Here is a 20,983-nt window from a genome sequence, read left to right on the forward strand (position 1 = left end):
ATTAAGGTTATAACGATGAATATCAGATTCAAGCGTTTATCAGTAATTGGCGGGGTGGCCTTACTGATATTATTTCCGCAACAAGCTTTTGCAATGCATATTATGGAAGGGTTTTTACCCCCACTTTGGGCTGGTACTTGGTGGGCAATTTATATTCCTTTTCTAATTCTGGGCATCTATCAATTAAAGAAAATATCTATGGGTAGTACTGATAAAAAAGTATTACTAGCACTTTGTGCTGCTTTTGTGTTTGTACTGTCTTCTTTAAAAATGCCATCTGTCACAGGTAGCTGCTCACACCCTACGGGCGTTGGCTTAGGGGTGGTGATGTTTGGCCCTTGGGTAATGGCTGTGTTAGCAGGTATTGTGTTGTTATTCCAAGCTTTGTTTTTAGCTCATGGCGGGTTAACTACGTTAGGCGCTAACGGTATGTCAATGGCGGTATTTGGGCCTGTGGTTGGTTATTACATTTGGCGAATCTCCTGTAAGTTTAAAATTCGTAAAGATGTAGGGGTATTTTTATGTGCCTTTACAGCCGATATTGTCACTTACTTTGTCACTTCTATTCAGTTAGCAGGCGCTTTCCCTGACCCACAGTTAGGTTTTTTGGCTGCTGCTACTAAATTTATGAGTATTTTCTGCTTAACGCAAATCCCTATTGCTATTGCTGAGGGGTTATTAACAGTTATTATTTATAATGTTATTACTGAGCGTAAAATTGCACCAGTTGGGGGCTTTACACAATGAAAAAGAATCTATTGTTATTAACCATTGTGGTAATTATGTGTTTAGTCCCTTTCTTTTTGCCTGCTAATAAAGGGGCAGAGTTTAGCGGTGCAGATGGTCAAGCAGAGGAGGCTATTACTCAAAGCCATCCTGATTATGAACCATGGTTTGAGTCTTTCTTTGAGCCTGCTAGTGGCGAAGTAGAAAGTTTACTATTTACCTTACAAGGCTCTATTGGCACAGGGATAATTTGCTATATTTTAGGCTTTTATCGTGGTAGAAGGCCAAAGACTGATGTTAGAAATTGATCATTATGCCTATCAAAGCCGCTGGCGTGAAATAAATCCGCTAACTAAAGGGTTAGCTTATATTGTTTTATTGCTAGTGGCTTTGTGTTCAATATGGTTTGTACAATTAATTATTTTAGTTGTACTAGCACCTATCACTTGTTATGTTACACGGATTAGTTTTAGTAAATACTGTAAATGGATGATGGTTCCTTTTGCTTTTCTAATGGTAAGTGTAGCAGGTATTTTATTATCTTTTGACTGGAGTAATAGTAAGCTGTTAGCCAGCTTTCATATTGGTTCACTTTATATTGGGGTAAGTGCCGAGTCCTTATGGGTAGCACAAAATGCTTTTTTCCGAAGCTTATCTTGTTTAGCTATTACTTATTTATTTGTATTAACTACTCCCTTTGACCAGTTAATTCAAATTGGTAAAAAAATCCATATGCCGAAAGCATTGTTGGAAATTATTTTACTCACCTATCGCTTTATATTTATCTTTTTAGATGAAGTGGCAGCCATCAAGCGTGCCCAAACATTACGTTTTGGTTATATCTCACCTAGAACCAGTTATCGCTCTTTGGGTATGTTGATAACCATGTTACTAAGCCGAGTTTTAACCCGTTATAGCCAAATGACTATAGCCCTAGAAACTAAGTTATTTAGGGGTGATTTTCACCTTTAAGGTTGGAATAGAAGTATATGTTATCAACAAACAATGTTAGTTTTAAATATGAGCAAGGTGACTGGGCGTTAGAGGATATTAGCTTAAATTTATCATCAGGTAAGGTAACAGGGCTGATTGGTGCCAATGGTTCAGGCAAATCTACTTTATTTATGATCTTGCTGGGTATTTTAAAGCCTAATGCAGGTGAAGTGTGTTGGAATGGCAAACCCATCAGTTATAAAAAGCAAGATTTATATCAATTACGGCAAAATGTATCAATTGTTTTTCAAGATCCAGATCAGCAGATTTTTTATACCGATATACGCAGTGATATTGCGTTTAGTTTACGCAATTTAGGGGTGGCTGAAGATGAAATTACTAGGCGCGTTAATAATGCTTTAGCATTAGTAGATGCGCAACATTTTGCAGATCAACCTATTCAATATTTAAGCTTTGGACAGAAGAAGCGGGTGGCTATTGCAGGTGCTTTGGTATTAGATGCGCCTTGTATTTTATTGGATGAGCCTACCGCAGGTTTAGACCCAATGGGGCGACAACATATTATTGAGATTTTGCAAAGGGTAGTAGCAGAAGGCAAACAAGTAGTTATTTCTAGCCATGATATTGATTTGATTTACCAAGTATGCGATGAGGTTTATGTACTAGATCGAGGCCACTTATTAACCCATGGTGCTACGCAAGAGGTATTTTTGCAGAGTGATTTAATCAAGCAAGCAGGGCTAGTACAGCCATGGTTGATACGTTTACATACTGAAAAAGGTTTGCCATTGTATCGTACTGAGCAGGATTTTTTTGAGCAAAGTAATTTAACAGAAGTGGTTAAATAAGAGAGTTAAAAATGATTAATGGGCATGGTGATGATGGTTATCAGTATCCAATAATTACAGCTAATTTTAGCTCTAATGTTTATCACCAATCGGATTTATCAGGTTTAGAACAATACCTAGCACAGCATATTGAGGCTATTTATAGTTATCCCGAGCCTGATGCAGTTTCTATTAGAAAGTTATTAGCAGAGCAGGCTAATATTACCGATAGTTGTATTTCTGTTACTAATGGAGCAACAGAGGCAATTTACCTTATTGCGCAAGCGTTTGTTGGTAGTAAAACGACTATTGCATCGCCTGTATTTAGTGAATATGCGGATGCTTGTGAGATACACCAACACCAACTACAACATGTTTTTAATATAAGCGATATTCCTGCTGAAACAGAATTATGTTGGTTATGTAGCCCTAATAATCCAACGGGTGAAGTTTATTCGGAACAGCAATTACTTACCTTATTTAAGCAATATCCAACAACGTATTTTGTAATTGATCAATCCTATGCAGCCTTTGCAGAAAATGCATTATTAGCCATTGATAAAGTGATTCAATACCCTAATGTAATAGTGTTGCATTCTATGACTAAGAAGTTTGCTATCCCAGGTTTACGACTGGGTTATTTAGTAGCTAATAGTGATTTAATAGCACGTATTAATTATTTTCGAATGCCTTGGTCCGTCAATAGTTTAGCCATAGTGGCAGGCAAATATTTATTACAACATGCTAATGAATTACAGGTTTATTTATTAACCTTATTGCAACAAACCAAGCAATTACAGCAAGCCTTAGCAGCCTTTAAGCAACTACAGGTTTTACCTACGCAAACCCATTACTTTTTAGTGAAATTATTAAATGGTAAAAGTGCTGCTGAATTAAAAAATTATTTAGCCAATAAACATCATTTATTAATTCGTGACGCGGCTAATTTTGTGGGATTAGATCAATATTATTTTAGAGTAGCTAGTCAGAGTGTAGCGCAAAATAATCAGTTAGTGGCCGCCATTGGTGAATGGCTAACAGAGCAACAGTGATGAAAAAAATAACCTTAGTAACAGGTGGTCAACGGTCAGGCAAAAGTAGTTTTGCTGAAAAGTTAGCATTATCGTTAAGCGCTAATCCTATCTATATCGCCACTTCTCGCGTTTGGGATGAAGAATATAGGCAACGTATTCAAAGGCACCAATTAGCACGTGGTAATGAATGGGTAAATATTGAAGAAGAAAAAAAATTATCACAGCATAATGTTATTAATAAAGTGGTGCTAGTTGATTGCGTTACCTTATGGGCTACCAATTATTTTTTTGATTTAGACAGTAATATTGAACAAGCATTAACTGAGCTTAAGCAAGAGTTTGATTTGTTTACGCAACAAGATGCGCAGTTTATTTTTGTGACTAATGAAATTGGTTTAGGTGGTACGCCAGAAAATACCTTACAAAGAAAGTTTACCGATTTATTAGGTTGGTTAAATCAATATATTGCAGAGCAGGCCGACGAAGTTTATTTCAGTGTTTCGGGCATACCGATGAAAATTAAGGGGTAGTTATGAGAAGTTTTGTAATTAATAAACCAGATGAAGTGATTTGCTCCTTGCTACAAGATAAGATTGATAATCTTGCTAAACCAAAGGGTTCGTTAGGACTATTAGAAAAAATAGCTAAGCAAGTAGGCACTATTCAACAAAGCCTATCGCCCCAATTAACTAATCCTCATCATATTTTATTTGCAGCGGATCATGGTATTGCTGAGTCTGGTGTAAGCCCTTCACCTAAATCTATCACTTGGCAACAAGCCCTTAATTTTGTGGAAGGTGGTGGTGGCATTAATATTTTTGTACGGCAAAATGGTTTTAAACTGCTAGTGGTCGATGCAGGTGTTGATTACGATTTTGAGGCAGATACGGGCATTATTGATCGTAAAATTAGTAAAGGTACAGCTAATTTTCTTTATGAAGCAGCTATGACAGAACAGCAAATGGAACAGGCGATTAACACAGGGGTGGAACTCGTAGAGCAATGCCAGCAAGCAGGCTGTAATATTATATCTTTTGGAGAATTAGGCATTGCTAATACCTCGCCATCTTCTATTTGGATGAGCTATCTAACAGGTATTGATTTAAAACAATGTGTGGGTGCAGGCTCAGGTTGGGCTTCTGAGGGTACTTTGCGTAAATATCAAGTATTGCAACAAGCGGTAGATAACTATCAGGGTGATAGTTCAGCACTGGATATTATGCGTTATTTTGGTGGTTATGAAATGGTGATGACGGTAGGTGCCATGTTACGAGCTGCCGAATTAGCGATGATTATTTTGGTGGATGGTTTTATTATGACCAACTGCATTTTAATGGCAGCTAAGTTTTATCCTAATATTATTAATTATGCAATTTTTGGTCATCAAGGTGAGGAAACAGGTCATAAACTATTGTTAGATTATATGGGTGTGCAATCATTATTGCAGTTGCAATTTAGACTAGGAGAGGGGACGGGTGCAGTCTGCGCCTTTCCACTAGTTGATTCTGCAGTGCGAATGATGAATGAAATGAAATCTTTTGCCAAGGCGGAAGTTACTCCGATTACCAAATGCTAGCCTTTACTGCGATTATTATATTTTTTACTCGATTGCCTTTTTTTAGGAATCGAATGATTCCTGATGAATACTTTAAAAATATTATCTACTATTGGTCAATGGCGGGTTGGTTAACTGCCTCTGTAATGATGCTGGTACTGTATTTAAGTAGCTTGTTATTTCCTATATCAGTGGCTGTTATGCTAGCCATAGCCAGTAGATTATTACTAACAGGCGCATTACACGAAGATGGTTTAGCTGATTTCTTTGATGGCTTTGGTGGTGGTATTTCCAAAGAGCGTATATTAGCTATTATGAAAGATAGCCATATAGGCTGTTATGGTGTATTGGGTTTAATTATCTATTTTTTATTACTTTTTTCTTTACTAAGTGCTTTGCCCGTGTATTTGGCTTGTGTTGCTATTTTAGTGGCTGATCCATTTTGTAAAGGGTTGTCGTCTTTTATTACGGTGCGTTTAAGCTATGCTCGTACGGCAGAAACCAGTAAAGTAAAAGTTGTGTATGATGATATTAAAGCCAAGTATTTTTTATATTCCATTAGCTTTGCTTTAGTACCTTTATTAATTATCTTTGGCATTATCTCACCTATTTATTACCTAGCAATACTGTTACCCGTTGCTGTATTTTTTCTATTAACTGCTTTTATGAGCAGTAAAATACAAGGCTATACAGGTGATTGCGTAGGGGCTTTATTTTTAATGACAGAATTGTCTTTCTATTTATCATTTGTTGCTTTAGTAAGGTTAGTATGAAGCTTTATTTTATTCGCCATACAGCGGTTGATGTTGCGCAAGGTGTTTGTTATGGCTGGAGCGATGTGGGTTTAAAAGAGAGCTTTAAAGACGAAGCCAACACAGTGTTTGAGCAAATTGAAGCAATTAAGTTTGATCAGGTTTACACTAGCCCCTTAAGCCGTTGTACCAAGCTTGCTAATTATTGTGGTTATGCTAATGCAATTGTCGATGGTCGTTTAAAAGAGCTAAATTTTGGTGATTGGGAAATGCAAAAATGGGATGATATTCAAGACCCTAATTTACAAAATTTTTATAATGATTGGCTTAATATTGCCGCTACCAATGGCGAATCATTTGCTGATTTATATAAACGTTTTGTTGAGTTTATTAATACCTTGCCAACCAATATTGAAAAGGCAGCAATCTTTACCCATGGTGGTATTATTAACTGCGGCCGTGTTTACGCAGGTGTGACAACCGTAGCAAATATGTTTAACCATACACCCAGTTATGGTTCTGTTACTGTACTAGATATTTTTCCTAACCTTGATCTAAATAAAGGCTAAATTATGCAAAAGCTTGCACCTCTTATGTTTGTTGGCACAGGTAGTGATGTTGGGAAAAGTATTATTACTGCTGGATTCTGTCGTATTTTTAAACAGGATGGTTATACCCCAGCGCCTTTCAAAGCACAGAATATGGCGAACAATTCCTATGCTACGGAAGAGGGTTTAGAAATAGGCAGGGCGCAAGCAGTGCAAGCAGAGGCGGCTGGGGTGGCTTGCCATACCGATATGAACCCATTACTGCTAAAACCTTCATCAGACCATACTTGCCAAGTGGTATTAAATGGTAAGCCAATAGGCAACCAAAATGCTTATCAGTATTTTCGAACAGAAGGTAGAGAAGAGTTAAGAGCAGAAGTAAATGCCGCCTTTGATCGTTTAGCAAGCCGTTATAACCCTGTAGTAATGGAAGGGGCTGGTAGTATTTCGGAGATCAATTTAAGGGAAGTTGACCTAGTCAATATGCCAATGGCTATTTACGCTAAAGCCAATGTTATTTTAGTGGCTGATATTGATCGTGGTGGTGTCTTTGCTAGTGTTTATGGCTCCATTATGCTACTTACCGAAGAAGAACGAAAATACGTAAAAGGGATTTTAATTAATAAGTTTCGGGGTGATATTCGCTTGTTTGAATCAGGTATTAAAATCCTCGAAGATTTATGCGGTATTCCTGTGCTTGGTGTGGTGCCTTACTATAAAGATATTCATATTGAAGAAGAAGATTCAGTAGCCCTACACACTAAGCAAATCCAAGCATCACATGGTAAGGTTAATGTGGTAGTAGTGCTATTAAGGCATATGTCTAACTTTACTGATTTTAATCGGTTAGAACGAGACCCTAGAGTTCACTTATATTACAGCAGTAATGTGGATGAAATCGCCAAAGCAGATATTATTTTATTACCGGGTAGTAAAAGTACTTTAGATGATTTATATGAATTACGTCGTAATGGTGTTGCACAAAGCATTCTTAAAGCTCATCGTAGCGGTGCTACGGTAGTAGGTATTTGTGGTGGCTTCCAAATGATGGGACAAGAGATTTGTGACCCTGATCATGTGGAAGGTTCTATCGAACGATTACCAGGGCTTGGGCTATTACCAGTAACCACTAAAATGCTAGGTGAAAAAGTCACACGCCAAGTTAAATTTAACTTTCAACAATCCGTAAGCCTTTGTGAAGGTTATGAAATCCATATGGGTATTACTACACCAGTGGATGATAACCCCGTATCACCCTTAAATCAGCTAACAGATAATACAACCGATGGTTATCTATTAAATAATAAATGTTTTGGTACTTATATCCACGGTATTTTAGATAATGCAGAGGTTATTGATTATCTACTCCAACCCTATGCCGATAAACTAAAAGAACAACCTTTTGACTATACCGCCTTTAAAGAACAACAATACGACAAACTAGCCGAACACATTCGCCAACATGTAAATGTTGAGTTGGTTTATCAACTAATGCAGAAATAATTTTTATGTTTTTTAAAATCGGTTTTGGATACTGTTAAAAAATATGAAAGAATTATTCTATATACCTTCCAGCTATTGCCTTATAAATCTGGTTTTCATATTGAATAAGCTGGTAACGATTAGCGAGTAAAGATATTTTGGTATTGGTTTCTGTATTTAATGCATCTAACCAATCTTTAAGTTCACCAGCACCTTGTTGATATCGAATATCATAGTATTGTGTTATTTCTACATCATAATTATATTTATCTTGTAAATTAGCAAGTGATGCCTGTGCATTTGTGTAGTTGTAATAATAGGTACTGATTTCATTTAAGGCTGTGGTAATCGCTTTTTCTAGGTCGAGCCTTATACTTTCATAATCCTCTTTAGAAATTTTTACACGCCAACGTATTCTATTCCATTCTAAGAAAGGCAGATTAATGGCAATATTGCCAGAAGCAAAAGGTAAATCAAAAGTAGTACGAGCTTTATCTGATGAGCTACTAACCGCAGCACCTAATGTAATCGTTGGATACCAACTTTTTTCAGTGGCTTTTAAATCGAGTGAAGCCTTTTGTAAACGGTATTCAGCAGCACGTAAGTCTGGCCTGTTTGCTATTACCGACAATGGAACATTTAAATCTACTTTAGGTAGTTGTAATGTTAATAAATCTGGATAATTAATTAATAATGGATCTGTTGGTTTTAAATTCAGTAAATCACGTAGTGTTTGTTCGGTGTTCTTTAATTGGTTTTGTAAATCAATAAGGTTATTTCTAGCATTCAAAATAGCTTGTTTAGCCTGTGCAGGATCTAATGATGACACTCTACCATATTGGTATTTATAGGAAACCAGTTGGCTAATTTGCTGATAGTTTTCTATATTTTGCTCAGTGATAGTGATTGCTTGTTGTAAATACATAAGGTGGTAATAAGCGTCTACTACATTATTAATTAAAGCTAAACGAGTAGTTTCTCGATCTTGAATAGTAGCGGCATATTCCCATTGTTGAGCAGAAACGGTATTAGCAATTCTTTGCCATAGATCTACTTCATAGCTAATATTAATGTTTCCAGAGAAAAGGCGTGTTGATGCATCACCTGTTTTAATATTTTTTTGGATAGAGCCATCCGTTCCTGCGGAAAACGTAGGAACTAAATCTTCTCCAATTAGATTTGCTTGATACAAGGCTCTATTAATATCAACAGCTCGCTTTGCTAAATCAATATTGTTTTTCATGGCTAATTCAATAATCTGATTAAGCTGCTGATCATTATAAACTTGCCACCAATGTTCATCGATTTTATAGCGTTTAAGAATATCTTCTGTTAACTGCACACGCTCTTTTAATTGCTCATCAGGATTTTTGGTTGATGTGCAACCTGTAATGAATAATATAAAGGTTAATGTAAACAGCGTAACGGAGTATTTATTCATTGTCGTTTTCTTTATTCCCTTGAAAGAGCAACAATCGGATTAAGTTTGGAAGCATTACGAGCAGGCATAAATCCAAAAATAATGCCAATAGCTGTTGAGCAACATAATGCTAATACAATAGACTCAACTGAAAAAACGAGTGGAAAATCACTAAATAATAGACTAAAAATAACAGCTATTAAATAAGAAAGTCCAATACCTAGCATTCCTCCAATTAGACAAATTAATACCGCTTCAATTAAAAACTGTTCTAAAATACTATGTTCTCTTGCACCAATTGCCATGCGTATACCAATCTCTTTAGTTCTTTCAGTGACTGACACTAACATAATATTCATTACGCCTATACCTCCTACAATCAAAGAAATTAAAGCGATACACGATATTAATAGGGTCATGGTATTAGTGGTACTTTCTATGGTTTGCTTAATCGCATCCATATTAGCAGTGTAAAAATCTGTTTTCTCATGTTTGATGGTTAGAAATTTAGTAATACCACTATCAGCAATTTGGGTATTTATATTCTCTTTAACCTTAACAATAATAGAAGAAATATTACTGCTGCCAGCTATTTTAGTCATGGTAGTTGTGTAAGGAAGCCATAGTTCTAAATTATTATTGCCACCCATAAAGCCACTGCTGGGCACAGTAACACCTATTACTTCAAAAGGTTGTTTATTAAATAAGATAACTTGCCCTAGGGCAGATGATGAAGGAAATAGTCTTTGTTGGGTATTATGATCAATAACAATAACTGAATTATTATTAACCACATCTTCTAAACTAAAAAATCTACCTTCAGCAATTTGTTGGCCTTTAATATAAAAATATTGTTCATTAACACCTGTAACCTGACTATTTACCGAAATATTGTTATAAACCAAAGTGCCTGATGAGGTAATAGTAGGACTTGCACCATCGATATAACTTAATTTTGCCAATTCTTTAGCATCATCATCGGTTAAAGTAGTCACCCTTCCTGAATACATATCACCTGCACCCCTACCCGCATAAATAGTGATGGTATCTGTACCAAGTGAATTAATATCAGATAGAATTTTTTGTTGTGAACCTCTACCTAAGGCAACAACAGTAACTACTGAAGCTATACCAATAATAATACCTAGCATCGTTAGTATAGAGCGAAGTTTATGTGCCACAATTGCTTGAATAGACATTTTAAAAGACTCAAGTAACTGGTCTTTATAAAAAACAAAAGGGTTGTATTTTAGAGGTTTCTTTTTTTCTTCAATGGCAGTGTTAGGCTGATTTTGCTTGCGCGTATCTGCAATAATCTCACCATCTTTTATTTCAATTATACGATGAGCATAACTTGCAATCTGTTGGTCATGGGTAACTAATATAATGGTATGTTTTTGCTGGTGCAGTTCTTTTAAAATATCCATAACCATTTCACCACTGTGTGAGTCTAAAGCTCCAGTAGGTTCATCGGCTAAGATGATTTCACCACCATTCATTAATGCGCGCGCAATACTTACCCTTTGTTGTTGCCCACCTGATAATTCATTCGGTTTATTTTTTAGTTTATCAGGTAAATTTAAATCATTTAATAATTTTGTTGCTTTATTAGTGCGCGCTGTATGATCTACACCTAAATAAATAGCAGGTAATGCAACATTATCTAATGCAGTTAAGTTAGCTAATAGGTTATAACGTTGAAAGATAAAACCAAACTTTTCTCCACGAACCTTAGCTAACTCATTGGAGGACATACTACTTGTTTCAATATTATCTATTTTGTAGGAGCCAGAGGAGGGCGTATCTAGACAACCTAATGTATTCATCAAGGTTGTTTTGCCTGAGCCTGATTGCCCAACAATAGCTATAAACTCTCCAGCCTCAATAGAAAGATTGATATCTTTCAGAACGTGAGTTCTATTATTACCCTCACCAAAGTATTTATTGAGATTAGTAACTTCAATCATAGCCATTTATATAATCTCAATTACATGTGTTGCATACTAGACATGGCTTTGTTATACATCTCTGATGAAGTCATTTGCATGGTAATGACTTGTTCACCTTCCTGTAAGCCTGCTATTACTTGTGCATTTATATTATCAGTTAGCCCTATCTTTACTTTTTTAGTATTTACTGTGATCCCATCAGCTTCTAGTACATCAACATAAGTGTTATCACCTTGTCCTTTTAACGCTACTTTGGGTACTAGTAAAACATTTTCTGCACTTGCAATGGTAATCGTATTTTGTGTTGTCATGCCTATGCGTAATTTATTTTCTTCGTTAGGTACAATTACATTTGCGTAGTAATAAACAGCTGTATTTGCTTCTGTTGAACCATTATAGTCACCTTTGGTAAGGGATATTAACCCAGGATCTATACGATCTAATTTGCCTCGATAAACATTATTAGGTTCTGAAAGAATAGTGTAACTAACCTCCATATTAGGTTGTATTTTTGTTATATCTCCTTCAGAGATTTGCATTTTTATTTCCATTTTGGATAAATCAGCAATTTTTACAATAGTAGGAGTTGTTTGGTTGGAGTTAACTGTTTGGCCTTCCTCTATAGGGGTTGAAACAATAGTTCCATCTAACGGTGCTGTAATTTTTGTATAGCCTAAGTTTGTTTCCGCATTATTAACTTCTATTTGCGCTTGTACAACTTGCGATTTCATATCCGCTACACTTGCTCTTGCTGCTGCTAAAGCATCTTCTGCTGCTTCTAAATTTTCATCAGAGGTAGCATTATGTTTTTTTAAATTCTTTTCTCGATTATATTTTTTTTGAGCAACTCTTAACGCTATTTCCTTGGATACTAGCTGTGCTTTATAGGTTTCTAGTCTAGCTTTGTTAATATTTAATTCATTAAGTTGAGGAATGGAATCAATATCTGCAATTTTATCGCCTTTTTTTATTTTTTGCCCTAACTTGACATATAGCTTAGTGATTTGTCCTGATACCTGTGCACCCACTGTTACCAATTGAACTGGACCAACTTCACCAGAGGTATTAACTGTTCTTTTAATAGTACCTATACGAACACGTTCTGTAATGTAACTAACTTCATCAGCAGTTGAAAAAAAAGTGGTGTAACACCAATAGATTAAGCCCAACAGAATTAGGAGAGAAACAACTATTTTTATTCCCTTCTTCATTTCAGTTCCTTCTAAATTGTTACATTGAGTTATATCTTGGCATTGTTACATCAATTATAATCCAATAATTATGCCACTCTATCTACTAAAGATAAAGATATGGACTCACTAGTTACAGCCATGTTATTAAATAAAGATTAAATTCGTTTGTGAATTAATTAATAATAGGTATTTTGATTAATATCGTAGAGCTATCCTTAATTGCTAATACTTCTAATCCTTAAACAATACAGCAAAGATAGCTCTCACCAATGGTTTTTTGATACTACTTAATTATCAATTCATTGGAGCTGGGCAACCGCCAAACTTAGAAGTATATGTAGTAGTCATTTGAGCTTGATAAATGCCATTTACATATTCACTTCTTTTCCAGTGGCAAGCTTTTATGTATTGTAAAAAACCTGTTTTAACAAGTGAAGTGCTTGTTAAAATCCAAGGTTGATCTGCTAGTTCTGCTTGAGCTGGAACTGCCATAATAGCAAATAAAGCTACTGTGCCTGCCATGATAATTTTTTTCATCTTCATTTCTCCATAATTTCGATGATTGAAAGAACACATTTTTGTAAAAGAAAAGTTACAAAAATGTGACTAACAGAGTAACCTAGTAAGGTTTTAATGATAACTAGACTAATGTCTTATACTATATCTTGTTTTAATAATATATAAACGAGATTCTATTAGTAAGCAGAGATATGCTAGTCTTTAGATCAAAAACAAGTAGTACCAGTACTTTTGCAAGAAAGAAATAAACTTTAAAAATAAAAATTTTTTGGTTTTGTAAGCAAATTTACACTATTGTTTAGGTCAAAAAATGTGGAAAAATTCTTTGTTAATTTAGATAATTTTGAACATTATTTAACCAAAATAAATTTTTTGTAGTACTAAAAATGATCAATTAGAGCCAAGTATGGATACAAAAAATGTACCCAATACTTATAGTTTAATTAAGGAGCTACACAAAAATTGCCTCCAAATCCTTTATGTGTGTTTTTATATTGAGTATCAACTAGCGTTCTAATTCCATTATCATCAATATAATACACATACCTTACAAATAGGCATGTTTGAAAATCTATCATAGTCCAATTAGATGTATAATAACTTCCTGCATTAACTGTTGTAGAAGTTAACAAAGCAAGGCTTGTGGTGAGCGCAAAAAATATTGAAAAAATTATTTTTTTCATATTAATTTTCCTTTTTATAATACTGCGAATTATTTTTGTACTTTTGCAATATTGCTTTTCGAGAGTAATAAGAATATTTTTCTAAGAATATAAGACTTTAGTCTTATTCCTTGATTAGAAAATTTTAATAGTTTGATTTATAAATTATTTGTGTTTGGATATGATTCTAAATAAAACCAATCCGAATCTCTAATAATACGGTTTTATTGAGGAAATGATAGTTATTAAGTCAAAAGTATTATTGATATATTTAATAACATTTAAAGTCTATTCTGTAAAAGAAGATATTACTTTATTTCTTAGTTATTAATGATTCCTACTTCAGTAAATTATTATTTTTACATTTAAAATAAGAAATTTATATTTTTATATATGAAATCTAAGTATTTTAAGTTAAAAATAAAATAATTAAATACAATACTAATGAATTAATGGGTTTGTCTTAATACTAATATTAATAAAATTAATATATTAGACTTTGGTAGGTGTTGTCTAATTAATAGTTATTAGATTAGATTAACCATTTAAACACCATAAATTTCGTTTTAAATCATACCGATTTCTGACTTTGTTTTAATGTAATAGCATTTTTTACTTATATTTAGTCAGAATTATATAAATATTATTACGGCTTACAGTAATTGTTAGTTAGTTTGAAGTTGATATTTATTTGACAGGGAATTAGCTTAATAAGAGATTACTGAGTTATGTTAGAAATATCAGTTGTATTTGTTTTAGATAGTGTAAAAATAAAATTAACACCTTACCAATTATTTTTTTATTATCAGTGGTTACTGAATGTTTTATACAATAATTACTATCAAACGAGCAGTGAAAGTAGTTTTTATAATCAGCTAACTATCGATAAAGCCCATTGTTCTACTAGCGTATTATCTACAGATCAGTATAAGTATTTAGTTCTAATAGTTGTGTTATTAGAAACACATCCTATTGTCATATTAGTTGAATGGACTGCTAATAGATATCCAACTGATTATGATAAGTCTTATATGGAAACTCTATCATTATTAAAAAAAGAAGGGTTTACAGTTCACTATTACCAATAATTACAAATATTACAACGATCCAGATTATTTATATCCTATGGAAAAAAGATAGCTACTTACATTAATTGTTGAGTAGTAAATGAGGAAAATATCATGAATAGCAAGAAGCCATTACTTTTTTTATTTCCTTTTGCAGGCGGTAATGCATTTTCTTATCGAAAAATGTTAGAACCTTTGCAAACTGTTTATGAGGTAGTAACACCTGAGTTACCAGGAAGGGAAAATCTATCAAATACACCATTTATCGATGATATAAATAAGTTAGTAGATTATCTTTTTATCAATGTGATTGAACCTATAGCATTAGATAGAGAGTATATATTTTATGGGCATAGTATGGGGGCGTTGTTAGCCTATCTGCTGGCAAATAAGATTAAACAAGCAGGTTTACCACATCCTAGCCATCTTATTATTTCAGGACGAAATGCGCCTTGTTTTAAAAGAAGTAAGTTTATTCATCATTTACCTTCTTCAGAGTTCTGGGACTCTTTAAAAACAATGGGTGGAATTCCCGAAGAATTTTTAGAGTATCAAGAGTTAAAAGATTATTTTGAACCTATTCTTAAAAATGATTTTAAATTGGTAGAAAATTATAACTACACAATTGCACAATATAGTTTAGATATTCCTATGACTGTTATCTATGGTGATCAAGAGGATGTAAGCAAAGAATCTATTTATGCATGGCAACAAGAGAATAAACAGCCTATTAATTTTATTGAAATGGAAGGTAATCACTTTTTTATTTTTGATAATATGCCAGTAATTACTGATTATTTAACTTCAATTGTTAAATAAGGTTGAAGTGGTAAATTAAATATCTTTTATTTTATAAGTTACAATCCGTTGAATAAACGTAATTAAAGGTTTTATGTAATAGGTCGTTATTGATTAGCATTTTTAACAAATTGCCAGTAACGACCTTTTTGTTCAAGCAGTGTTTGATGATTACCTTGTTCGATAATTTTGCCACCATCCATTACCACAATTCTATCCATTTCATTTAAATTGGTTAGGCGGTGGGTTACCATAATTAAGGTTTTATTTTTGGCATGTTGTTTTAAGATATGCAATATTTGCTGTTCTGTGTCTGCATCTAAACCATTGGTTGGTTCGTCTAATAAAATAAGTGGAGCTTGGTGTAGTAATGCTCTAGCTATACCTATACGAGTTTGCTCACCACCTGAAAGTTGCCTACCACCTTCACCTAACCATTGGTTAAGGCCAACGCCTTCCAGTAGGTTATTAAGTCCAACTTGATTTAAAACCTCTGTAAGTTGTTGATTGGTAGCGTTTGCATTAGCCATTAAAAGGTTGTGTCGTAATGTGGCACTAAAAATATAGACACGTTGGGTTACTACTGAGATCATTTGTCTTATGGTTTGTTCGTCGTAATCAGGTAATGCTATTTGATTAAGGATAATTTGCCCTTGTTGGGGATCCCATGCACGGGTTAATAGCTGTAACAAGGTAGATTTACCACAACCTGTTTTGCCCAGTAACGCAACATGCTGACCGGTTTGTAGTTGTAGACTGATATTGCTTAATACCTGTTGTGGCTGTTCAGGATAGCTAAAAGAGATATTGTCTAGTTGTAGATTAGCTTGGGGTAAATAGTCTGCTTTCGCTTGGATAAAGGTAACATCAGGCTGTTGTGATAATAATTCATTGACTCGTTTAGCCGATGAGGTAACTTGGCTCAAGTGTAAAAAAGCAGTTGCAACAGGTGCAATAGCTTCAAAAGAGGCTAGCGAAGCAAAAGCAAATAGGGCGATAAGTGGATTTAAGGTATGGTTAACTCCAACACCACTCGCTGCTAACCACAGTATAAGCACAGTAGTTAGACCTGATGTTAAAATAATAAATGATTGCGATAGACCAGTTAATGACGCTTGTTTTTTCTGGGTGTTTAACCACTTAGTTTCAGTGTTGTTTAATTGTGTACGAAAACGTGCTAGTGCATTAAAGATAGCGAGTTCAGCTTGCCCCTGTAACCAAGCAGTAAGTTCTGTTCGGTATTGGCCTTTTAATTGGGTTAGACTAATACCAATAGGGTTGCCTGCATAATAAAAGATAATAGGGGTAATTAATACTAATACAGTAAGTATCACACCTAAAGTTAAAGCTAGATAAATATCAATAAATAATAAACCAACTGTCACCATAAAAATCACCATAATAGCACTGACTATGGGTGAAATAAGATGTAAATAAAGATGGTCTAGGGTATCGATATCAGCCACTAGGCGATTTAATAATTCAGCTTGTTTAAAGCGAGAGATAGCTGTTGGTGTTAGTGGTAGTAAATTTCTAAAAGTAAAAACACGTAGTTTGGCCAAAATTCTAAAGGTGGTATCATGGCTAACTAAGCGCTCGCCATAACGGAAAACAGTACGCATAACCGCAGAACCACGTACTCCTGCTGAGGGTAATAGGTAGTTAAAGGTAACCCCCATAATGCCTGCTAAGGCGGTTGAAGCTAAAAACCAGCCCGATATACTTAACAAGCAAATACTAGCAAGTAAAGTGAGAATAGCTAGCAAAATACCAAGTGCTATTTTTCGCCAATATTGACGATAAAGTTTTAAGAAAGGATACAGATCACGCATTGTTTAAATCTCCTCTCTTTGGCTAGCTAATAATTGAGCAAAAGCACCATCAACTTGACTAAGTTCATGGTAATTGCCAGTTTGTATAATTAAACCCTTATCCATTACCCAGATAGTGTCATAGTTAGCCGTATCTTTTAATTGATGGGTAATCATAATCGTTGCTTGATAGTGTGCGGCTTCTGTTAATGATTGCATCACCAACATTTCACTAGTTACATCTAAGCTGGCTGTTGGTTCATCTAATAACAATAGCCGACAAGGCATTAACAAGGCTCTAGCAACCGCAATGCGTTGCGTTTGTCCTATGGATAATCGAGTAGCATATTCACCCACTGAGGTTTCAATGCCATTAGGTAGGCGCTCAAGAAACTCATCAACATACGCTTTTTTTATGGCAGTAGTTAATTGCTGTTCAGAGGCATTTGGGTTAGCCAGCAAGATATTTTGTTTAATGGTTGTTTCTGGTAAGTAGGGGTTTTGTCCCACCCAGCTTAATTGTTGTCGCCAATGCTCAATATCAAGTTGATTAAGCTCTATACCATTAATAGTTAAAGAGCCACGATAGGGTAGAAACCCTAGTAACAGATTAAATAAAGAACTTTTACCAGCACCACTATGCCCAACAATAGCAATTTTTTGCTTACTATTGATAGTAAAAGATAAAGGACCTGCTAATTGCTGACCCTGTGGTGATAGAATAAATAATTCATTAGCAATAATAGTAATCTCATCTGTACTATTAATTATTTTATCGCCTAGTAAGGGATTATTATTTTCGTGTGCTAAAAATGTCACTAATGATTCAGCTGCCCCTATTGCCTGTGCTTTGGCGTGGTAGAAAGTACCTAAATCTCTTAGTGGCTGAAAGAATTCGGGGGCTAATATTAAGGCAAAAAAACCGGCAAATAAGGTGATGCCTAAACCATAGTGGCCAAAATTAAGCTCGCCTAAATAGGAGAAACCAAAATAAACAGCCACTATAGCAATTGATACTGAGGCAAAAAATTCTAGCACCGCGGAAGAAAGAAAGGCTTGTTTTAGTACACTCATGGTTCGTTGTCTAAAATCTTCTGACGACTCTTCGATCTGTTTGATTTCATTATTGCCTTGAAAGAATAAACGTAATGTATTAAGACCCTTTAAACGATCAAGAAATGTACCACTTAATCTAGCCAATACCGCAAAATTACGTTGATTAGCTTCTGCTGCGCCCATGCCTACTAATGCCATAAATAAAGGAATTAAGGGCGCCGTAAATGTGAGAATAAGACCTGCAGCCCAATTGGTAGGATAAACAGCAATTAGTATAAAAATAGGAATAATAGCAGCTAATGCTACCTGTGGTAGATAACGGGAGTAAAAATCCTGCATTTCCTCGATTTGCTCAAGGATCATGGTAGCCCAACTACCTGCAGGTTTATTTTGAATCCAAACTGGGCCTAATGCTTCTAACTTATCAAGTACTGTCTTACGAATAGTTTTACGAACTGCTGCACCACACAAAAAACCTACTTTCTCTCTTGACCAGGCTAGTATTGTTCGTATCACGGTGGTGGCAATAAGCCCCAAAAAGTAAAGGGAAAGTGATTCTTTATTTACTTGGTCTACAATAAGGTTATGGAGAATAGTGGCTAATAACCAAGCCTGAATAATAATAACAAGGCCATTAATTGTACCAAGCATTATCAATATTCGTAGCCATTTCTTGGCAGTGCTATTTTGCTGTTTTAACCAACCAATAAGCTGTTTCTGCTTTGTTTTATTCATAAATAATAGGTCTGGTACTTCTAATCAGTAGCTTTAAAAAAGAGCGAAGTCTTATTATATCAGTAGTACAGCAAAAGTGAGTTTAATATTCTTACTGGTACACTTTTTTGGTATATTGAGATGGTTATATAACTTTTGAGAAAAACCTTTGCAAGCCATTATGTCAAGAATGTTGTCGACATAATGAAACTACAAAAAACGCTTGGTCATTCTAGTATAAAATGATGTTACAGCTATGTCGGTTATCGCCAGATTATTTAATAAATATTGTAAACTTAGTTTTATTAGTCTCTATATAAAAAATAGAGAAGGTGAGCAATATTTTTACGTGAGTAATAAAAAAGGCTTGTATTTTTATAATACAAGCCTTTAAATATGGAGGCCGGGGTCGAACTCGAATTATAATCTAATATAATTGTTTAAGAGACAGATATAATAATCGACTATTATAAAACTATGGACAACTATACTAAATAGGGGTATAAAAAGGGGTATAATTTAAAAGTGTTTCTTACAGGTCTCAGAAATGGCACGATTAATAACTCCTTTAACTGAAGTAAAATGTAGTAGTGCAAAGCCAAAAGCAAAAGACTATAAATTATTTGATGGTGGTGGTCTTTATCTTCTAGTTAAAGCTAGTGGTACAAAAAGCTGGCGGATGAAATTCAATAAACCTGAAGATCGTAAAGAAAGTGTTCTTACTTTTGGTGATTATCCTAAGTTATCTATCAAAGAAGCTAGAGAAGCAAGAGAAAATGCAAAAGATTTACTAGCTAAAGACATTAACCCAAAAGTAGAAAAAGACAACGCCAAGTTAAAAACCACTGTAGCCAATGAAGACATTATCTTATTTGAAACAGTAGCGAGAGAGTGGATAAAACAAACAGCAAAGGCAAAAAAATGGGATGATAGTCATATAGATAAAATGACTGGAATGGTAGAAAACTATATTTTACCTTCATTAGGTAATAAAAATGTAAAATCTATAGAATTTAGAGATGCATTAATCCCAGTACAAACTGCTCTAAATAAAGAATACTTTGAAACAGCGACAAGGGTTAGGCAAACAGTTATAAAAATAATGAGACTAGCTGTTATCAAAGGACTTATTAGAACTAATCCAGCATTAGACCTAGTGGGACTCACTATTGAACATGAAAGTAATCATTTCCCAGCGCTACCTATAGAAAGGTTAGGTGAACTATCAAACAAAATATACAACTATCCTCATCATATAGTAACTCGTTATGCCCTTATTCTTACTCAACATATCTATATCCGGTCAAGTGAACTTAGATTTGCTCGTTGGAGTGAAATTGATTTTAAAAATAAATTATGGAAAATCCCTAATGAGCGAGAAACAGTAGAAGGTGTTAAAAACTCAAAAAGAGGAGCTAAAGTTGGTGAATATTTAGTACCGCTATCTGACCAAGTAATAACTCTACTACAAGAGCTTTATGATATTACTGGACAATATGAATGGATATTTACCATTAATGGCAAAAAACCTCTATCAGAAAACACTATCAACCAAGCTTTAAGAAACTTAGGTTACAGTACCAAAAATGATATCTGTGGACATGGAATGCGAGCAATGGCTTGTAGTGCACTAAATGAAAGTGGTATTTTTAGTGAAGATGCTATCGAAAAACAAATGTCACACCAAGAGCGCAAAAAAGTAAGACGTGCCTATATCCACAAAGCAAAACATATTCAACAACGGATTAAAATCATGCAGTGGTGGAGCGATTATATAGAATACTCCATACAGTATGAATACATCCCACCTTATGAATTTAAAAGAAATTAGAGGTAAACAGTAATATCATTACTTATTAAAATATCAACTACTACTGGTATTTAATAGTAAAATTTTTATGAATAATTATAAGAAG

General features: G+C 34.5%; 21 protein-coding genes. 14 read left to right on the forward strand and 7 right to left on the reverse strand.

Annotation, left to right across the window (positions count from 1 at the left end; translation table 11 throughout):
• Window positions 1-15 precede the first annotated feature (15 nt).
• The 10 genes from JHT90_RS04285 to JHT90_RS04330 are packed head-to-tail and all read left to right on the forward strand — an operon-like array spanning window position 16 to window position 7,899.
• Window positions 16-747, forward strand: coding sequence for an energy-coupling factor ABC transporter permease (locus JHT90_RS04285; protein ID WP_236254041.1), 732 nt, complete (start codon window positions 16-18; stop codon window positions 745-747).
• Entirely contained in the window at window positions 744-1,034 is a 291-nt protein-coding gene (locus JHT90_RS04290) for an energy-coupling factor ABC transporter substrate-binding protein (protein ID WP_201094550.1), read from the forward strand. The genes JHT90_RS04285 and JHT90_RS04290 overlap by 4 nt, the downstream gene beginning before the upstream one ends.
• Entirely contained in the window at window positions 1,021-1,698 is a 678-nt protein-coding gene (gene cbiQ / locus JHT90_RS04295; RefSeq protein ID WP_201094551.1) for a cobalt ECF transporter T component CbiQ, read from the forward strand. Before JHT90_RS04290 ends, cbiQ begins: the two co-directional genes overlap by 14 nt.
• 17 nt (window positions 1,699-1,715) lie before the next feature.
• Window positions 1,716-2,528, forward strand: a complete 813-nt coding sequence (locus JHT90_RS04300; RefSeq protein WP_201094557.1) for an ATP-binding cassette domain-containing protein — start codon at window positions 1,716-1,718, stop codon at window positions 2,526-2,528.
• Window positions 2,529-2,539: 11 nt separating this feature from the next.
• On the forward strand, window positions 2,540-3,559 hold the full coding sequence (locus tag JHT90_RS04305; protein WP_201094566.1) for an aminotransferase class I/II-fold pyridoxal phosphate-dependent enzyme: 1,020 nt from the start codon (window positions 2,540-2,542) through the stop codon (window positions 3,557-3,559).
• A complete protein-coding gene (gene cobU, locus JHT90_RS04310; RefSeq protein WP_201094570.1) occupies window positions 3,559-4,071 on the forward strand; it encodes a bifunctional adenosylcobinamide kinase/adenosylcobinamide-phosphate guanylyltransferase in 513 nt (170 codons plus the stop codon). The genes JHT90_RS04305 and cobU overlap by 1 nt, the downstream gene beginning before the upstream one ends.
• Before the next feature lie 2 nt (window positions 4,072-4,073).
• Window positions 4,074-5,117 carry a nicotinate-nucleotide--dimethylbenzimidazole phosphoribosyltransferase gene (gene cobT / locus JHT90_RS04315; RefSeq protein ID WP_201094571.1) on the forward strand — a complete coding sequence of 348 codons (1,044 nt, stop codon included), beginning with the start codon at window positions 4,074-4,076 and terminating at the stop codon, window positions 5,115-5,117.
• Between the two features lie 53 nt (window positions 5,118-5,170).
• Window positions 5,171-5,869, forward strand: a complete 699-nt coding sequence (locus tag JHT90_RS04320) for an adenosylcobinamide-GDP ribazoletransferase (protein ID WP_236254042.1) — start codon at window positions 5,171-5,173, stop codon at window positions 5,867-5,869.
• Window positions 5,866-6,417: an alpha-ribazole phosphatase gene (gene cobC / locus JHT90_RS04325; RefSeq protein WP_201094574.1), complete on the forward strand. Its 552-nt coding sequence runs from the start codon at window positions 5,866-5,868 to the stop codon at window positions 6,415-6,417. Before JHT90_RS04320 ends, cobC begins: the two co-directional genes overlap by 4 nt.
• A gap of 3 nt (window positions 6,418-6,420) precedes the next feature.
• The gene (locus tag JHT90_RS04330) at window positions 6,421-7,899 is read left to right on the forward strand and encodes a cobyric acid synthase (protein WP_201094577.1); all 1,479 of its coding nucleotides are present in this window, start codon (window positions 6,421-6,423) and stop codon (window positions 7,897-7,899) included.
• A gap of 52 nt (window positions 7,900-7,951) precedes the next feature.
• Here JHT90_RS04330 and tdeA read toward each other — a convergent pair whose 3' ends face one another.
• The 5 genes from tdeA to JHT90_RS04355 all read right to left on the reverse strand — a co-directional run bounded on the left by tdeA (window position 7,952) and on the right by JHT90_RS04355 (window position 13,642).
• Entirely contained in the window at window positions 7,952-9,319 is a 1,368-nt protein-coding gene (tdeA, locus tag JHT90_RS04335) for a toxin/drug exporter TdeA (RefSeq protein ID WP_201094579.1), read from the reverse strand.
• 11 nt (window positions 9,320-9,330) lie between these two features.
• Window positions 9,331-11,271 carry a MacB family efflux pump subunit gene (locus JHT90_RS04340; RefSeq protein WP_201094581.1) on the reverse strand — a complete coding sequence of 647 codons (1,941 nt, stop codon included), beginning with the start codon at window positions 11,269-11,271 and terminating at the stop codon, window positions 9,331-9,333.
• Between the two features lie 14 nt (window positions 11,272-11,285).
• The gene (locus JHT90_RS04345; protein ID WP_201094583.1) at window positions 11,286-12,458 is read right to left on the reverse strand and encodes an efflux RND transporter periplasmic adaptor subunit; all 1,173 of its coding nucleotides are present in this window, start codon (window positions 12,456-12,458) and stop codon (window positions 11,286-11,288) included.
• A gap of 276 nt (window positions 12,459-12,734) precedes the next feature.
• A complete protein-coding gene (locus JHT90_RS04350) occupies window positions 12,735-12,977 on the reverse strand; it encodes a hypothetical protein (protein WP_201094584.1) in 243 nt (80 codons plus the stop codon).
• Between the two features lie 425 nt (window positions 12,978-13,402).
• On the reverse strand, window positions 13,403-13,642 hold the full coding sequence (locus JHT90_RS04355) for a hypothetical protein (RefSeq protein ID WP_201094585.1): 240 nt from the start codon (window positions 13,640-13,642) through the stop codon (window positions 13,403-13,405).
• A gap of 707 nt (window positions 13,643-14,349) precedes the next feature.
• On the opposite strand from JHT90_RS04355, the gene JHT90_RS04360 reads away from it, so the two are divergent.
• Together JHT90_RS04360 and JHT90_RS04365 are read left to right on the forward strand one after the other, a co-directional pair.
• Window positions 14,350-14,709 (forward strand): hypothetical protein, encoded by a 360-nt coding sequence (locus tag JHT90_RS04360; protein ID WP_201094586.1) that lies wholly within the window; start codon window positions 14,350-14,352, stop codon window positions 14,707-14,709.
• Between the two features lie 93 nt (window positions 14,710-14,802).
• The gene (locus tag JHT90_RS04365; RefSeq protein ID WP_201094587.1) at window positions 14,803-15,507 is read left to right on the forward strand and encodes a thioesterase II family protein; all 705 of its coding nucleotides are present in this window, start codon (window positions 14,803-14,805) and stop codon (window positions 15,505-15,507) included.
• Between the two features lie 86 nt (window positions 15,508-15,593).
• Here the strand turns inward: JHT90_RS04365 and cydC are convergent, their stop codons facing one another.
• Window positions 15,594-17,318, reverse strand: coding sequence for a heme ABC transporter ATP-binding protein/permease CydC (gene cydC / locus JHT90_RS04370; protein ID WP_201094589.1), 1,725 nt, complete (start codon window positions 17,316-17,318; stop codon window positions 15,594-15,596).
• Window positions 17,319-17,321: 3 nt separating this feature from the next.
• A complete protein-coding gene (gene cydD, locus JHT90_RS04375; protein WP_201094590.1) occupies window positions 17,322-19,088 on the reverse strand; it encodes a heme ABC transporter permease/ATP-binding protein CydD in 1,767 nt (588 codons plus the stop codon).
• Between the two features lie 135 nt (window positions 19,089-19,223).
• On the opposite strand from cydD, the gene JHT90_RS15400 reads away from it, so the two are divergent.
• Both JHT90_RS15400 and JHT90_RS04385 read left to right on the forward strand, forming a co-directional pair.
• Window positions 19,224-19,313: a tyrosine-type recombinase/integrase gene (locus JHT90_RS15400; RefSeq protein ID WP_201094592.1), complete on the forward strand. Its 90-nt coding sequence runs from the start codon at window positions 19,224-19,226 to the stop codon at window positions 19,311-19,313.
• Between the two features lie 301 nt (window positions 19,314-19,614).
• Window positions 19,615-20,898 carry a tyrosine-type recombinase/integrase gene (locus JHT90_RS04385; protein ID WP_201094593.1) on the forward strand — a complete coding sequence of 428 codons (1,284 nt, stop codon included), beginning with the start codon at window positions 19,615-19,617 and terminating at the stop codon, window positions 20,896-20,898.
• The last annotated feature ends 85 nt before the right edge of the window (window positions 20,899-20,983 follow it).

Origin of the sequence: Entomomonas asaccharolytica, assembly GCF_016653615.1 — a bacterium.
In the GTDB taxonomy this organism is placed as follows: Bacteria; Pseudomonadota; Gammaproteobacteria; order Pseudomonadales; family Pseudomonadaceae; genus Entomomonas; species Entomomonas asaccharolytica.

Bases quoted from the DNA above. Each gene is read 5' to 3' on its own strand.
- JHT90_RS04350 (WP_201094584.1), bottom strand. From the start codon at position 12,977: ATGAAAAAAATTATCATGGCAGGCACAGTAGCTTTATTTGCTATTATG.
- cobC (WP_201094574.1), top strand. From the start codon at position 5,866: ATGAAGCTTTATTTTATTCGCCATACAGCGGTTGATGTTGCGCAAGGT.
- JHT90_RS04305 (WP_201094566.1), top strand. From the start codon at position 2,540: ATGATTAATGGGCATGGTGATGATGGTTATCAGTATCCAATAATTACA.
- JHT90_RS04330 (WP_201094577.1), top strand. From the start codon at position 6,421: ATGCAAAAGCTTGCACCTCTTATGTTTGTTGGCACAGGTAGTGATGTT.
- JHT90_RS04285 (WP_236254041.1), top strand. From the start codon at position 16: ATGAATATCAGATTCAAGCGTTTATCAGTAATTGGCGGGGTGGCCTTA.
- JHT90_RS04365 (WP_201094587.1), top strand. From the start codon at position 14,803: ATGAATAGCAAGAAGCCATTACTTTTTTTATTTCCTTTTGCAGGCGGT.
- JHT90_RS04290 (WP_201094550.1), top strand. From the start codon at position 744: ATGAAAAAGAATCTATTGTTATTAACCATTGTGGTAATTATGTGTTTA.
- cydC (WP_201094589.1), bottom strand. From the start codon at position 17,318: ATGCGTGATCTGTATCCTTTCTTAAAACTTTATCGTCAATATTGGCGA.
- cobU (WP_201094570.1), top strand. From the start codon at position 3,559: ATGAAAAAAATAACCTTAGTAACAGGTGGTCAACGGTCAGGCAAAAGT.
- cbiQ (WP_201094551.1), top strand. From the start codon at position 1,021: ATGTTAGAAATTGATCATTATGCCTATCAAAGCCGCTGGCGTGAAATA.
- tdeA (WP_201094579.1), bottom strand. From the start codon at position 9,319: ATGAATAAATACTCCGTTACGCTGTTTACATTAACCTTTATATTATTC.
- JHT90_RS04340 (WP_201094581.1), bottom strand. From the start codon at position 11,271: ATGGCTATGATTGAAGTTACTAATCTCAATAAATACTTTGGTGAGGGT.
- JHT90_RS04360 (WP_201094586.1), top strand. From the start codon at position 14,350: ATGTTAGAAATATCAGTTGTATTTGTTTTAGATAGTGTAAAAATAAAA.
- JHT90_RS04355 (WP_201094585.1), bottom strand. From the start codon at position 13,642: ATGAAAAAAATAATTTTTTCAATATTTTTTGCGCTCACCACAAGCCTT.
- JHT90_RS04345 (WP_201094583.1), bottom strand. From the start codon at position 12,458: ATGAAGAAGGGAATAAAAATAGTTGTTTCTCTCCTAATTCTGTTGGGC.
- cydD (WP_201094590.1), bottom strand. From the start codon at position 19,088: ATGAATAAAACAAAGCAGAAACAGCTTATTGGTTGGTTAAAACAGCAA.
- JHT90_RS04385 (WP_201094593.1), top strand. From the start codon at position 19,615: ATGGCACGATTAATAACTCCTTTAACTGAAGTAAAATGTAGTAGTGCA.
- JHT90_RS04320 (WP_236254042.1), top strand. From the start codon at position 5,171: ATGATTCCTGATGAATACTTTAAAAATATTATCTACTATTGGTCAATG.
- cobT (WP_201094571.1), top strand. From the start codon at position 4,074: ATGAGAAGTTTTGTAATTAATAAACCAGATGAAGTGATTTGCTCCTTG.
- JHT90_RS04300 (WP_201094557.1), top strand. From the start codon at position 1,716: ATGTTATCAACAAACAATGTTAGTTTTAAATATGAGCAAGGTGACTGG.